Origin of the sequence: Dactylosporangium aurantiacum, from assembly GCF_000716715.1 — a bacterium.
GTDB lineage: Bacteria > Actinomycetota > Actinomycetes > Mycobacteriales > Micromonosporaceae > Dactylosporangium > Dactylosporangium aurantiacum.
The window spans coordinates 397387-411846 of the sequence record NZ_JNYJ01000007.1; the positions used below are offsets into that span (position 1 = coordinate 397387).

Genomic DNA, 14460 nt, shown 5'->3' on the forward strand with positions numbered 1-14460 from the left:
GTCACTGAGCCATGGTTCGCGGCCCGAGCCGCTGCGCTGCGGTGCCGCCGTGAGCCACACCTGAGCCGATGGTTCGCGGCCCGAGCCGCTCCGCTGGCCGCTCACGTCGTCACCTCCGCTGCGCTGCGGTACCGCCGTGAGCCACACCTGAGCCGATGGTTCGCGGCCCGAGCCGCTGCGCTGGCCGCTGCGGTGCCGCCGCGAGCCACACCTGAGCCGATGGTTCGCGGCCCGAGCCGCTGCGCTGGCCGCTCACGTCGTCACCTCCGCTGCGCTGCGGCGCCGCCGCGAGCCATGACTGAGCCAAAGGTTCGCGGCCCGAGCCGCTCCGCTGGCCGCTCACAGGGTGCGCTCCAGGCTGCGCTCGCCGGCGACCCGGCCGTCGGCGAGCGACACCACCCGGCTCGCGCAGCGCTGCGCCATCCGCTCGTCGTGGGTGACCAGCAGCAGCGTCTGGCCGATCTGGTTGAGGTCGAGCAGCAGGTCCATCACCTGCTCGCCGGCGTGGCTGTCCAGCGCGCCCGTGGGCTCGTCGGCCAGCAGCAGCGCCGGACGGTTCATCAGCGCGCGGGCCACCGCGACCCGCTGCCGCTCGCCGCCGCTGAGCACCGCCGGGTAGGCGTTGCGCCGGTCGGCGATGCCGAGCTCGTCGAGCAGCTCCAGGGCGCGGCGCCGGGCCTGACCGGCGGAGACGCCGGTGAGCTGGGCGGCGAGCGCCACGTTCTCCAGCGCCGGCAGGTCGTCCAGCAGGTTGAAGAACTGGAAGATCATGCCGATCCGCTTGCGGCGGAACAGCGCCAGGCCCGTCTCGGTGAGCCGCCCGAGGTCCTCGTCGTGCACCACGACACTGCCGTCGCTCGGCCGGTCCAGCCCGGCGATCATGTTCAGCAGCGTGGACTTGCCGCAGCCGGACGGGCCCATCACGGCGACGGCCTCGCCCGCCCGGATCTCCAGCGACACCCCGTCCAGCGCCGTGGTGTCGCCATACTCCTTGCGGACCCCGTCGAGCCGCACGACCACCCGCGCCCCGTCTTCACTCATGCTCCAGAACCTAGAGCTGGTCACGTGGTCGGCGCGTCCTTCCACGGATGCATCCGGCGCGTGCGTGGGGTCATCCTGTGGTCGTACATCAGCGGACAGATGCGGCACCGGGGCCGCGTCTGCGAAGGTGTGCCGGTGTGGATCTCCGCCGCGACCTGGCTCGCCCTCGCGCTGCTGTGCGCGTGCGCCGTCGCCGCCGGGCTCGGCGCGGCGCTGGTGCGCGCCCGGCGGCGGCACGCGCGGGCGCTCGGCGAGCGCGGCTGGCTGCTGCAGCGGGAGCGGGAGGTGGCGGCGCGCGCGGCGGTCGACGAGGAGCGCGCCAGGATCGCCCGGGAGCTGCACGACATCGTCAGCCACACGGTCAGCGTCATGGTCGTGCAGGCGTCCGCCGCCCGTGAGGTGCTGACCACGATGCCCGCGGAGGCGGCCACCGCGCTGGAGGCCGTGCAGGACGCGGGCCGCACCTCCCTCACCGAGCTGCGGCACCTGCTCGGCCTGCTCGCCCCCGACGCCGCCGGCCCCGACGCCGGCCCCGACGACGGGGACGTGGACCTGGAGCCGCAGCCCGGCCTGCGCCGGCTGTCGGCGCTGGTGGACCGGGTCGCGTTCGCCGGGCTGCCGGTCGAGGTCAGGGTCTCCGGCGAGCCGCGGCCGCTGCCGGCCGGGGTGGACCTGACCGCGTACCGGATCGTCCAGGAGGCCCTGACCAACGCCCTGAAGCACGGCGACGGCGGCCTGGTCGAGGTGACGGTCCGCTACGCCGAACGCTCCCTGCGCGTCGAGGTGCTCAACACCGGGCCGAGCGTGCTCAAGGCCGGCCCACCCGCGAGACCACCGGCCGCCACCACCGGCCGCGGCCTGACCGGCCTGCGGGCCCGCGTCGCCGTCTACGGCGGCGACCTCGACGCCCGGCGGCGCCTCGGCGGCGGCTACCGTGTGCGCGCCCGCATCCCACTGGACCCGCCGTGACCGCCGCCGCGCCCTCGCCGAGGGTCCTCGTCGTCGACGACCAGGAGCTGATCCGCACCGGGTTCCGGCTCATCCTGACCGCCCGCGGCATCGACGTGGTCGGCGAGGCCGGTGACGGCGCCGAGGCGGTGCGGGCCGCGACCGAGCTGCGCCCGGAGGTGGTGCTCATGGACATCCGCATGCCGGTCATGGACGGCCTGGAGGCGACCCGCCGGATCCTGGAGCTGCTGCCCACCTGCCGGGTCCTGATGCTGACCACGTTCGACCTGGACCGTTACGTGTACGCCGCGCTGCGCCTCGGTGCCAGCGGCTTCCTGCTCAAGGACGTGACCGCCGACCACCTCGCCGGCGCCGTCCGCCTCGTCGGCACCGGCGACGCGCTGCTCGCCCCGTCCATCACCCGCCGGCTCGTCGAGCGGTTCGCCACCCAGGACGAGGCACGGCCGGCCGGGCCGTCCGCGGCCGACCCCGGCGGGGCCCTCGCCCCGCTGACGCCGCGCGAGCGGGAGGTCCTCACGCTCGTGGGCCGCGGCATGTCCAACGCCGAGCTCGCCGCGGCCCTCTTCCTGAGCGAGGCCACCGTGAAGACCCACGTCGCCCGGATCTTCGCGAAGCTGGCGCTGCGCGACCGGGCCCAGGCGGTCGTCGTCGCCTACGAGACCGGCCTGGTCCGGCCGGGCCAGGCTTGACCTTGCCCCTCGGGCAACGCCGAACGTGGAACCCGACGGGCCGACCGGCCCGGACCGGAAAGGAGCGCGGGTGGACGAGGACCTGCTGAGCATCGGGGTGTTCGCGCGGCGGTCGTGGCTGTCACCGAAGGCGTTGCGGCTGTACGAACGGCAGGGCCTGCTCCTGCCGGCCGCCGTCGACGGGCACAACGGCTACCGCTGGTACCGCGAGGAGCAGCTGGGGACGGCCCGGCTGATCGCCAGGCTGCGCCGCCTCGACATGCCCCTGGCCACCGTCGCCGCGATCGTCGCGGCCGGCGACCCGAGGACGCGGGCCGACCTCATCGCCGGGTACTGGTCCGCCCAGGAGCACGCCACGGCCATGCGCCGCGAGCTCGTCACCCACCTGCGCCGCCGGCTGCTCGACGATCCGGAGGATCTCACCATGTACGACGTCCACGTCCGCGACGTGCCCGAACAGACCGTGCTCACCGAACAGCGGCACGTGCGGGTCCAGGAGCTGCAGACCTGGATCGACGAGGCGACCGGCCGCCTGCTGCGGGCCGCCACCGGCCACGGCGACGGCATGACCGGCCCCTGCTTCATCATCTACCACGGCGAGGTCAACGAGGACAGCGACGGCCCCGTCGAGATCTGCCTCCCCGTCACCCCGTCCGGCCCCGTCACCGGCGCGCTGCGCGTGGAGCCCGCCCACCGCGAGGCGTACACCCGCATCATCAAGGCGCAGGTCGCCTACCCGCAGATCCTGTCCGCCTTCGACGCCGTCGCCCAGTGGGTCGCCGCCCAGGGCCTGCCGGTCAGCTCCTCACCCCGCGAGGTGTACTTCGCCGACTTCGTCAACGCCGCCCCCACCGACGAGGTCTGCGACATCGCATTCCCGCTCGACTGACCGTCCCCGTGCCCGTCATGAGTTCGTGGCGGGCACCCGGCGGTCCATCCATCCGCACCTGTCTCATCGGCGCGGCACATTGTCGGATCGGGTCGATGGTCGATCTTTTCAGCGATGATTGCTCGGGCACGGTGTCGTCGTGATAGGCATTGCTCAATAATGCCCGGATGGAGGTCCGGAAAATCAGCAAAGGCGCGAATATCGAACTCCCCGCCGAGGCAGGTGGCTTGCAGATAGTCGTTGGTTGGCTCGATTCATCCGGTGACCGGGCTATCGACGCGTCTGCATTGTTGCTGGCCGGCGGCAAAGTCCGTTCCGACGCCGACTTCGTCTTCTACAACCAGCCCACCTCGGCGGAAGGATCGGTGCGGCACCTCGGTGCCAGTGTCACCGAGAACGGCGTCGAAGAGCGCATCGCGATCGATTTCGAATCGGTGCCGGAGGACGTCGACGCGATCGTCATCGCGGCCAGCCTGGATCGCGGCTCCTTCGGCGATCTCAGCGGTCTGCACCTCGTCGCCCTCGATGACGGCGCACCGATCGTCCGGTACGACATCACCGATGCCACCGTCGAGACCGCGTTCGTGTTCGGCGAGGTGTACCGGCGCAACGGGATCTGGAAGCTCCGCGCCGTCGGCCAGGGGTGGGACAGCGGACTGGCCGGCCTCGCCACCGACTTCGGCGTCACGATCGACGACGACTCAGCGGCGCCACAGGAGGCCGAGCCGACGCAGGCCGAGCCGACGCAGGCCGAGGCGGCCCCGCCCGCCGAGGAGCCGGCGACGGCGGACGACGCCACGGCGCTGGACGAGACCACGTCGGTGCTCGACGAGCCGGAGACGGCGGACGGCGCGGTATCGGTGCTGGACGAGACCACGTCGGTGCTCGACGAGCCGGAGACGGCGGACGGCGCGGTATCAGTGCTGGACGAGTCGTCCCCGGACGCGTCGCCCGGCGATGCGCCGTTCGCCGCCGATCCGGCCGCTGCCGACCTCGAAACGCCTTCCCCCGACGCCGGTCCGCTGCCGGTGGATCCCGGGACGCCGGCCGTCGCGTCCGCCACCGCGCGGTCCAAGAACGTCCGGACCCGCCAGCCGAAGGTGACCCGGGTGATGCCGCCGGTGCCGGCCCTGGCCGAACCGGGCTGGCAGGCGGCCCGGCTGTTCTCCGTCGCCGGTGTCGGGGCGTCCGAGGAGCAGGAGAAGCGCGCGACGTCGGCGCTGCTGGCGACCATGTACGCGGTGCGGCCGTTCGCACGCGGCATCGTCGCCCGGCTCGGTGCGCCCGCGGGCGCCGTCGAGACGTTCGCCGAGGTGCACTTCAAGCTCGGCGAACGGACCGTCATCCCGGACGGCGCGATCCGGGTCGCGCGGGGCAGCCGGCAGTGGACGGCGCTGCTGGAGGTCAAGACCGGCACCACCCCGCTGCGTCGCGACCAGGTGGAGAAGTACCTCGACCTGGCCCGCGCGCGCCGGTACGACGCCGTGGTCACCCTGTCCAACGAGATCGCACCGGGCGCCGGTGAGCACCCCATCGACGTGGACAAACGCAAGCTGCGGTCACTGCCCCTGCTGCACCTGTCGTGGGCCGAGGTCCTGCAGGAAGCGCGGATGGTGCTCACCCACCGCGGCGTCGAAACCCCCATGCAGGCGTGGATCCTCGCGGAGTTCATCCGCTACCTGGAGCACCCGCGCTCCGGGGCGTCCGGCTTCGACGACATGGGTCCGTCCTGGGCCACCGTCCGGGACGCCGCGTTCGCCCGCACGCTGCGCCCGGGCGACCGCAAGGTCCCGGCGATCGCCGACGCGTGGCTGCAGCTGGTGCGCTACCTGTGCCTACATCTCACCGCCGAGCTCGGTGTCACCGTCACCAACACGCTGCCGCGCAAGCTTGCCCTCGATCCCGCCGCCCGCCGGGCCGCCGTCGTGTCGAGGCTCGCCGTCGACGGGGTGCTCGAGGCGACGCTGCGGATCCCGGGCGCCGCCGGCCTGGTCACGGTCGCCGCCGACCTGCAGGTCCGGCAGATCCGGGTGTCCACGCAGGTCGCCGCGCCGGGGGAGGGCAGCGCCCAGCGGCGCGTGTCGTGGTTGCTGCGGCAGCTCGACAAGGCGCCGGGGGAGGTGTCGGTCGAGGTCGGCTTCGCCGGTCGCAGCGACACCACCTGCGAGCGGCTCAGCGACGTCCGCGCCAAGAACGCGACCCTCATCGCTGACCGCGCGTTGGACATCACGACGTTCAAGCTCAGCCGGAGCACGCCGATGGGCGCCCGCCGCTCGGGTCTGAAGGGCGCGTTCGTGCCGAGCGTGCTCACCGCGCTCGAGGTCTTCTACGGCACCGTCGTGCAGGGCATCAAGCCCTGGCCGGCGCCGGCGCCGCAGTTGTCGGACGAGACCGTGTCGGAGGCCGCCGCGCTCGACGACGAGGAGGCCGTCAGCTGAGGTTGGCGGCGAACCAGTCCAGCACGCGCTGGTACGCCTGGGCCGCGGCGGCCGGGGCGTAGCGCTGGCCGGTGTCGTTGAAGAAGGCGTGGTTGACACCGGGGAACGTGACGATCTCGTGCTTCAGGCCGGCCTGCTCCAGGGCGGCCCGGGCCGCGTCGCGGCTGGCGTTGACGCGGGCGTCGTCCTCGGCGTAGATGCCGAGGACGGCGGCGGGCTTCGAGCCTGACAGGTCGGCGTGGTCGGGCAGGGGGCCGTAGAACGGGACGGCCGCGCGCAGGCGGGGCTCGCCGGCGGCGAGGAGCTGCCAGACCATGCCGCCGCCGAAGCAGAATCCCATGGCCGCGGGAGATTTCGCCGGTACGCGACGCAGCAGCTCGTCGAGGCCGGCCCGCAGGTCGGGGACGAACCGGGTGGGTGCCGCCGCGCTCAGCGCCGCGGTGGCCCGGGCCGGGTCGGTGAACGTGGCGGTGCCGCCCTCCTCGGAGAGCAGGTCGACGGCGAGGGCCGAGTAGCCGCTCGCGGCGAGCCGCCCCGCGACGGAGCGGATGTGGTCGGTGAGGCCCCGGTTCTCGTGGATCACCAGGACCGAGCCGCGCGGGTCGGCCGCCGCCGCCCAGGCGCCCTGCAGGATCCCGCGCGGGCCGGGGAACGTGACCGCCTCCGTCGGCAGCGGCGCGGGCCCGGCCGGTCCGGAGCCCGAGCCCGCAGGCGTCGGCGTCGAGCCTCCCGGCGACGCGCAGGCGGCCAGCATCGTCGCGGCCACCGCGAGGCTCACCCCGAGCATCGTCAGCCGCCGCAGCGCCTCCCGGCGGCTGATCAGGCCGTCGGCGTAGTCCACGACGACCTCTGAGGTCAGGTATTCGTTCATGCCCGGCACCGCCCGACTGTATCGCCGGCCCCGGCCCCCGGACCGCCGATCAGCCCAGCCCCACCCGCCGCGGGGTCATGGTCGCGACCGGACCGGCTGTGGGACGCTGATGCCGACCGTGTCGGGGAAGGGACGTGCATGGATCTGGCGGCCGGGGTGCTCGACGGCAACGGGGCGCTGCTGGTCATCGCCGCGGCGATCGGGTGCACGCTGGTGGGGGTCCTGGCGTGGGAGTCCCGGGCGCTGCTGCTCACCCCGCAGGGGTGGGCGCTGCTGCCGATCGTGGTCGCCGCCTGGTTCGGCGGTGCGGCGGTGCTCGGCCTGCCCGCGGACGTGCTGCTCGGGCACAGCCGGGCGGGCGCGATCTGGCCCGGGCTGGTCGCCGCGCCGGTCGTGGCGCTCGTGCTCGGCCACCGCTTCCGTACACCCGGCGGCAACTCCGCGGGGCGGGCGCTGATCCGTGCGGGGGTGCTGCTCGCCGGCTGCACCCTCGCCAAGTGCGCGGCCTACGCGATCGGGTTCCGCGTGTTCCACTTCTGGACCGGCGGCGCCGTCACGCTCGGGGCGCTGGTGGTGTGCGTCGCGGTGTGGCAGTTCGCCGCCGTCGAGGGCTTCGTCCACCTGTACGTGCGGGCCGGCGTCACCCTCGCCGCCGTCGCCCTGGTCGGGGCGTGGGCGGCCGCCAACGACGTCCCGGTCGCCGGGGACCCGGGCACCGCCTCCACCACCACCGTGGCGATCATGCTGCTGGTGCTGCCGCTGCTGATCCTCGCCGCGGCGGTCCTCACCCTCGCGGTGCTCCGCCAGGTCCGGCCGGACCTGCTGCGCGGCGCGCCGCGGACCGCGACCCGCGAGCGGGCCGTCCGGGTGCCCGCCGCCCACGAGGTCTGGAACGCCTTCGTGGCCTTCGAGGACGACGAGGAGGAGGGCAAGGACCGCCCGGTCCTGGTGATCGGCGCCGACGGCGACACCGCCGAGGTACTGCAGATCACCAGCCAGGACAGGTCGCGCGACGACGGGTACCTGCCGCTGCCGCTGGAACGCTGCCGGGGCGTGCTGAGCAAGGAGAGCTGGCTGCGGCTGCGGCCGACCCGGGTACCGCTGGAGCGGTTCCGCGGCTACCGGGGGCTGTGCCCGCCGTGGATCTGGGCGGAGCTGCGCACCCGCGGCCTGATCACGCCGGCGCCGGTGCGCCCGGCCGTCAAGCAGCGCCAGGCGCCCCGCTCGTTCATCGACCGCCTGCGCGACCGCTGACCCGCCCGTCCATCGACCGGCGCGACCCTCGTCGAAACCCGCCGTTCAGCTCGCGTCCGGCGACAGCGGCACCGCGGAACGACTAGCGTCTTTGGGTCGGCCTGCGTCATCAACGGAGCCGAACCACATCACCTGGGAGGTCCGGGTCAATGTCCCGTGCGCTCATACAACGCGTCAGCGTCGCCTTGGCCGTGTCCACGGCCGGTCTGGCCTGGCCGTTATTCACCGACCCGGCCGCCGCCAACCCGGCCGGCACGGGTCTGGTCATCAGCGAGCTGTACGTCAACGGCGGCTCGTCCGGCGCGAGCTACTTCAACAAGTTCGTCGAGCTGTACAACCCGACGTCCAGCCCGGTGCCCCTGTCCGGCAGCACGCTGCAGTACCGGGCGCCGACCAGCACCGTCGTGCCGAGCGGCGGGCAGGTGTTCACGCTGACCGGCACCGTCGCCGCGCACGGGCACTTCCTCATCCAGCTGCCGAGCAACAACGCCGGCACCAACCCCGGCGGGCCGCTGCCGACGCCCGACCTGAGCACCGGCACCAGCGTCAACCCCGGCGCCGGCGGCGGGACGCTGTACATCGCGGCCAGCGCCACCGGCGTGCTGCCCACCGACGCGTCGGTCATCGACCGGATCGGCTGGGGCACCAGCAACGCCCCGGAGGGCGCCGCCGCGACCGGCAACTCGCTGGTGCTGAGCTACCAGCGTGACCCGTCCGGCGCTGACACCGACAGCAACGCCGCCGACTTCCGCACCGCGACGCCGCAGCCGCAGAACGCCGCGTCCGACGGCGGCACCGTCACCGTCACGGTCACGAACCCGGGCGCGCAGACCGCGACGACCGGCACCGCGATCGCACCGCTGACCCTCACCGCGTCCGGCGGCGCCGCCCCGTACACCTGGACGGCGAGCGGGCTGCCCGCCGGCCTGGCGATCAGCGCCGACGGGGTCGTGTCGGGCACCCCTGCCGAGGCCGGCACCTCGACGGTGACCGTCACCGCGACGGAGGCGGGCGGCGCGAGCGGCTCGGCGACATTCACCTTCACGGTCACCACCACGACGACGGTCGTACCGATCGCCGAGATCCAGGGCACCGACACCGACACGTCGCCGTACGCGGGCCGCAGCAACATCACGACCGAGGGCGTCGTCACCGCCGTGTACAGGACCGGTGGCTTCAACGGCTTCTACCTGCAGACCGGTGGCGCCGGCGGTACCGAGGCCGACGACGACACCCCGGGCGCCTCCGACGCGATCTTCGTCTTCGGCTCGGCCGCCGCGAACCAGGTCGCCGCCGGCGACAGCGTGCGGGTGACCGGCACCGTGACGGAGTTCCAGGGCACGACCGAGATCACCGGCCCGGCCGTCACGAAGCTCACCACCCCGCTGCCGCCCGTGGCGCCCGGCACCATCGCGTGGTCGTCGCTCACCACGAGCGCGCAGAAGGAGGCCCACGAGGGCGAGCTCATCGCGCCGCAGGGCACGTTCACCGTCGCGGACAACTACGACACGAACTGGTACGGCTCCTTCACCCTGGCCGCCGGCGACACGCCGCTGCGCCAGCCCACCGACGCCGGCCGCCCCGGCAGCGCCGCCGCCCTCGCCGCGGTCGCCGACAACGCCGCGCGCATGGTGACCCTGGACGACGGCGCGAGCGTCAACTACAGCGGCGCCGCCAACACCGGCACCCCGCTGCCGTGGCTCACCGCCACCAACGCCGTCAGCATCGGCGCGAAGGTCACCTTCCACCAGCCGGTGATCCTCGAGTACCGCTTCTCGCTGTGGAACTTCCAGCCGACGAAGCAGGTCACCGACGACGGCGCCGCGGTCGCCACCTTCAGCGACACCCGCACCGGCAACCAGCAGCCGGCCGACGTCGGCGGCACCGTCCGCCTGGCCACGTTCAACGTCGAGAACTACTTCCCGATGACCGGCGAGCTGTACGTCCAGCAGGGCCGCGGCACCTGCACCTACTACAAGGACCGGGCCGGCACCCCCATCGCCGTCGACGAGTGCACCGGCTCCGGACCCCGCGGCGCCGCGACCGCCGAGAGCTTCCAGCGGCAGCAGGCGAAGATCGTGACCGGCATCAACCGGCTCGGCGCCAGCGTCGTCTCGCTCGAGGAGGTCGAGAACTCCGCGAAGTTCGGCCTCGACCGCGACTTCGCCCTCGCCGGCCTGGTCGACGCCCTCAACGCCGCGGCCGGCGGCAACGTGTGGGCGTACGTGCCCTCCCCGGCGGTCGTGCCGGCCGTCGCCGCCGAGGACGTCATCCGCAGCGCCTTCATCTACAAGCCCGCGGAGGTCGCGCTCGTCGGCACCTCGACGATCCTCACCACCCAGTCCGGCCCCGGCCAGCCCTTCTCGATCGCCCGCGAGCCCCTCGCCCAGGCGTTCAAGAAGGCCGGCGCCACCGACGCCGACGCCTTCCTCGTCGTCACCAACCACTGGAAGTCGCGGCGCAGCGGTGCTCCGCTGTACCCGGGCGACGCCGAGGACACGTCCTCCCCGGCGGTGAACCAGGGCTCGTTCAACGAGACCCGCGTCCGCGAGGCCCAGGCCACCGCGGCCTTCGCCGCGCAGGTCGCCGCGTCCGTCGGCACCGACCGCATCTTCCTGGTCGGTGACCTCAACGCCTACACCCACGAGGACCCGCTGCAGGTCCTGTACGACGCCGGCTACACCGACCTCGGCGCCACGTACGAGCCGTCGCAGTCCACGTACTCCTTCGACGGCCTGCAGGGCTCCCTCGACCACGTCCTGGCCAACCCGGCCGCCCGCGCCATGGTCACGGGCGCCGACGTCTGGCAGATCAACGCCCAGGAGGCGATCGCCTACTCGTACAGCCGGTACAACTACAACGCGACCCTGCTGTTCAACGGCGGCGACCCGTTCGCCGCCTCGGACCACGACCCGGTGGTCGTCGGCCTGAACCCGCCGGTGACCCCGACCTTCCCGGCGTGGAGCGCCTCGAAGGTCTACCTCAACGGCGACAAGGTCACCTACCAGGGCTCCGTCTGGCAGGCCCTGTGGTGGACCCAGAACCAGACCCCCGGCGACCCGTACGGCCCGTGGCAGCAGATCGTGACGGCCCCGGACGGCACGGCGGTGTGGACCGCTTCGAGGGTCTTCACCGCGGGCAACATCGTCCTCTACCAGGGCAAGAAGTACGTGGCCAAGTGGTGGACGCGCAACCAGCCGCCCGGCGACCAGTGGGGCCCCTGGCAGCTCGTCCCCTGACGGTTGTCCTGGAACGGGCCGCCCCCACGTTTCGGGGGCGGCCCGTTTCCGTCATTCCTGCATCGTCGCCCAGCGGCAACCGCGCGACTCGGCCTGGGCCGGCGTGGCGTACTCCACGTTGAACCGCCGGGTCGCCGGCGCCGCGTCCCCGGGCCCGTCCCGGAACAGCACGATCAGCCCCCGCAGCGATTCGTCCCCGGTGACCCGGATGCAGCGCTCGGTGTCCTTCAGGTACTCCAGGGAGAACCATCGCGAGATCGCCGAGATCCGCACGCAGCACACCGGCGGCTGCGGGGTCGGCAGCGGCATCGTCGAGTAGTCCTCGACCAGGAACACCCCACCCGGCGTGTCCGCCGAGATGATGAGATCCTGCTGCTCCCTGGTCTGCAGGTCGTAGATCACCCCGAGCATCGCGTACCCCTTCGCGTTCGTGCTCGACGCCACGAACCGCTGCGCCGACCCGAACGCGTGCGGCGTGATGACCCCCGAGGACTGCCGGAAGATGATCTGGTACGCCGGGCTGCCGCTGTACGTCGTGGTGTCCGCGGTGTACGCCCCCAGCGGCAGATGGTGGTTGTTGAGGGCGATGAAGTCCATCCTGGCGCCGGCCTGGGTGCTCACCTGCGTCGACCCGGTCTGCGCGAGCCGTACGCCGGGCCGGCTGACGCTCAGGTCCTCGTCGCCGCCCTGGTAGGGGTGCATGAACACCGCGTTCCACCGCGGCACGGTCACGTTGAAGCTCCACGTCCACGGACTGAACGTGTTGTTCGGCACGTCCGGCGTCAGCGGCAACGCCGCGTGCGCGACCGTGGGCGTGGTGGCCACGACGAGCGCGGCACAGACCCCGACCAGCAGGGCTCGAACGCTTAGGGACATCGATCCTCCTCGACGCCGATGAGGCCTCAAGCGGACCACGCCGCAAACCCGCGGCGATAGGTCACTCGGCGATACAAGAAGCGGTCATCGCCGCGCATCCAGGACGCGCACGGTGTGCCTGAAGCCGACCCGCTCGTGCCCGACGACCTCGACGAGCGCGGACAGCGCCACCAGCGCCACGATGACCACCAGCCAGGTCAGCCCCGGCCCGCCGGCCGGGTCGATCGGACCGGTCGAGCCGAGCAGCGGCGGGGCGGCCACCGCACCCGCGAGTGGCAGGAGCGAGAGCACCAGCAGCGGGATGTGCGTCAGGTCGTACGACCGCATGAGCAGGCTCCACGTCGCGAAGATCATGAGGAGCAGGACCGCCGTCGGCACCGCCAGCGAGAGCGCGATGTGCACCGCGGTGAGGCGCTTGTCCTCCACGGCGGCCGTCGCCACCCGCAACCCGGCCCCGACGGCGGCGATGGCGCCGAAGATCGGCAGGTGGGCGTACCGCCACGCGAACGTCCGCTCCGGCCACCGCTCGAGGATCGGCCGGGACGGGACGAGGAAGTACGCCCACCACAGCGCGGTGGCCAGCACGATCCCCGACGCGATGATCACCACCGCGGCCGGCGTCCAGCCCTGCTCCCGGATCAGCACCGCGACCGCGTTGGTGGTCGCCGCCACCACCTCGCCGAGCGTGATGAGCGTCAGCAGCCCGAACCGCTCGGCGATGTGCCCCGCGTTCCACGGCGCGGCACCGAGCCGCCGCTCCAGCAGCACCGGGGCGACCATCTCCGCGACCGCCAGCCCGGCCAGCACGCCGACGGTCACCGCGACCGGCAGCGGCAGGAGCGCCGACAGCAGCCAGCCGGTCTGCGCGACCCCGATCGCGACCGCGTACCCCACCGCGGTCCGCCGCCGCTGCCGGTCCTGCCGGGCGGCCCGCAGCCACAGCCCGACCAGCGGCACCCGCATGATGATGTACCCGACGACCAGCAGGATGTTGTTCGGACTCTCCCCGCGCGCCGCCGCCTCGAAGCTCACCGGCAGCCCGAACGTCAGGACGATGACCCCGATCATCTGCACCAGCGTCGCGACCCTGAACACCGCGTCGTCGTTGTCGTAGCCCGAGGAGAACCAGGTGAAGTTCATCCACGCCCAGGTCACGGAGAAGATCGCGAAGGCGTACGCCCCGACTGCCGCCCCGACGTGCCCCTCACTGAGGTGATGCGCGAGCTGATCCGCCGCCGCCGCGAACGCGATGACGTAGGTCAGGTCGTACAACAACTCCAACGGCGTGGTCGCCCTGCCCCGCTGCCGCGGATCCCGCCCGGCCATCGCCCGCAGCCGGTGCCTGAGCTGCCGCTCCAGCAACCCCGGCAGCTCATCCTGTCGCTCAGCCATGAACCCCCTCGCCCGTCGTTGCTGATCGTATGAGTGCCCCCCTCAACCCGCCCGCCGACGCGGGCAACCCCGACCTGCCGCAAGCGGACCCACGACCGAAGCCGTGCCGCGGGAGCCACGCCAAGGCACGGCGAAGCCGCCGGGTCACCAGCCGGGAACCTTCCACCGCGGACATTCCGCCGCTGGCCGATCAGCGCCGCTGGACGCCGGTGACGGCCGGACATACGAGCGAAGCCCTTGACCGCGTGCACGCTGGTCAAGGGCTTCGTTTTCGCTGATCAGAGCCACTTCGAGAAGTGTGCCCCCGGCGGGTCCCACCGTACATGGGAACGGGCCGACGGACGCGGCGCCGTTGCGATCATCAGCGGAACGTGGCAGCTTGCCTAATGCATACGGCCCGCTGCCTGGCAGCAGGTGTGGCTGCCGCTCAACGCCCGACCAAGGTTAGGTAGCACGGCAGCATCGGCACGGCCCAGGCGGCACGGCGGCGCATCCACAACTTGGGCGCGGCGGCCAGCGTGCCGGCCGTCGCCCCGTAGACGAGCGCGGCCACGGCGTAGCCGAACAGCCAGAGCCAGTCGAAGATCCACGACTGGAGCAGCACGGCGGCAAACGGGCCCAGCCGGCGGCGAGCAGTACTCCTCCAGCGCCGACCATCGCGCGGGATCTCGCCCGGGAGCGCTCACGACGCGGATGCCGCGCGGCCGAGGACCGTCCAGGCGGTGACGGTGATCTCGGTCGGGCCATCCGCCGGGAGCAGGGTCGCGCAGCACGCGCGCCACGCCTCGCGTGTCTGCACGTA

Annotated in this window: 11 protein-coding genes; 6 read left to right on the top strand and 5 right to left on the bottom strand. The window is 73.0% G+C overall.

Annotated elements, in window-relative coordinates; genetic code table 11:
- Nucleotides 1-339: 339 nt before the first annotated feature.
- The gene (locus OP18_RS10510) at nucleotides 340-1041 is read right to left on the bottom strand and encodes an ABC transporter ATP-binding protein (protein ID WP_033358538.1); all 702 of its coding nucleotides are present in this window, start codon (nucleotides 1039-1041) and stop codon (nucleotides 340-342) included.
- A gap of 99 nt (nucleotides 1042-1140) precedes the next feature.
- On the opposite strand from OP18_RS10510, the gene OP18_RS10515 reads away from it, so the two are divergent.
- The 4 genes from OP18_RS10515 to OP18_RS10530 all read left to right on the top strand — a co-directional run bounded on the left by OP18_RS10515 (nucleotide 1141) and on the right by OP18_RS10530 (nucleotide 6026).
- Entirely contained in the window at nucleotides 1141-2010 is an 870-nt protein-coding gene (locus tag OP18_RS10515; protein WP_081970635.1) for a sensor histidine kinase, read from the top strand.
- A complete protein-coding gene (locus OP18_RS10520; RefSeq protein WP_033358539.1) occupies nucleotides 2007-2699 on the top strand; it encodes a response regulator transcription factor in 693 nt (230 codons plus the stop codon). Before OP18_RS10515 ends, OP18_RS10520 begins: the two co-directional genes overlap by 4 nt.
- A 70-nt stretch (nucleotides 2700-2769) precedes the next feature.
- Nucleotides 2770-3588, top strand: a complete 819-nt coding sequence (locus OP18_RS10525) for a MerR family transcriptional regulator (protein ID WP_033358540.1) — start codon at nucleotides 2770-2772, stop codon at nucleotides 3586-3588.
- A gap of 167 nt (nucleotides 3589-3755) precedes the next feature.
- Nucleotides 3756-6026, top strand: a complete 2271-nt coding sequence (locus OP18_RS10530; RefSeq protein WP_033358541.1) for a TerD family protein — start codon at nucleotides 3756-3758, stop codon at nucleotides 6024-6026.
- Here OP18_RS10530 and OP18_RS10535 read toward each other — a convergent pair.
- Entirely contained in the window at nucleotides 6019-6897 is an 879-nt protein-coding gene (locus OP18_RS10535; protein ID WP_033358542.1) for a dienelactone hydrolase family protein, read from the bottom strand. The two genes, OP18_RS10530 and OP18_RS10535, sit on opposite strands and share 8 nt — an antisense overlap.
- A 138-nt stretch (nucleotides 6898-7035) precedes the next feature.
- Between OP18_RS10535 and OP18_RS52230 the strand changes: the two genes are divergently transcribed.
- Together OP18_RS52230 and OP18_RS10545 are read left to right on the top strand one after the other, a co-directional pair.
- A complete protein-coding gene (locus OP18_RS52230; protein WP_052386490.1) occupies nucleotides 7036-8151 on the top strand; it encodes a hypothetical protein in 1116 nt (371 codons plus the stop codon).
- A gap of 149 nt (nucleotides 8152-8300) precedes the next feature.
- Nucleotides 8301-11390 (top strand): ExeM/NucH family extracellular endonuclease, encoded by a 3090-nt coding sequence (locus OP18_RS10545; protein WP_033358543.1) that lies wholly within the window; start codon nucleotides 8301-8303, stop codon nucleotides 11388-11390.
- A 51-nt stretch (nucleotides 11391-11441) separates the two neighbouring features.
- Here OP18_RS10545 and OP18_RS10550 read toward each other — a convergent pair whose 3' ends face one another.
- From OP18_RS10550 to OP18_RS56960, 3 genes are all read right to left on the bottom strand, one after another.
- A complete protein-coding gene (locus OP18_RS10550; protein WP_156089402.1) occupies nucleotides 11442-12266 on the bottom strand; it encodes a hypothetical protein in 825 nt (274 codons plus the stop codon).
- A gap of 84 nt (nucleotides 12267-12350) precedes the next feature.
- Nucleotides 12351-13658 (bottom strand): low temperature requirement protein A, encoded by a 1308-nt coding sequence (locus OP18_RS10555; protein ID WP_081970618.1) that lies wholly within the window; start codon nucleotides 13656-13658, stop codon nucleotides 12351-12353.
- A gap of 427 nt (nucleotides 13659-14085) precedes the next feature.
- Nucleotides 14086-14262, bottom strand: coding sequence for a hypothetical protein (locus tag OP18_RS56960; RefSeq protein ID WP_156089403.1), 177 nt, complete (start codon nucleotides 14260-14262; stop codon nucleotides 14086-14088).
- Nucleotides 14263-14460 lie beyond the last annotated feature (198 nt).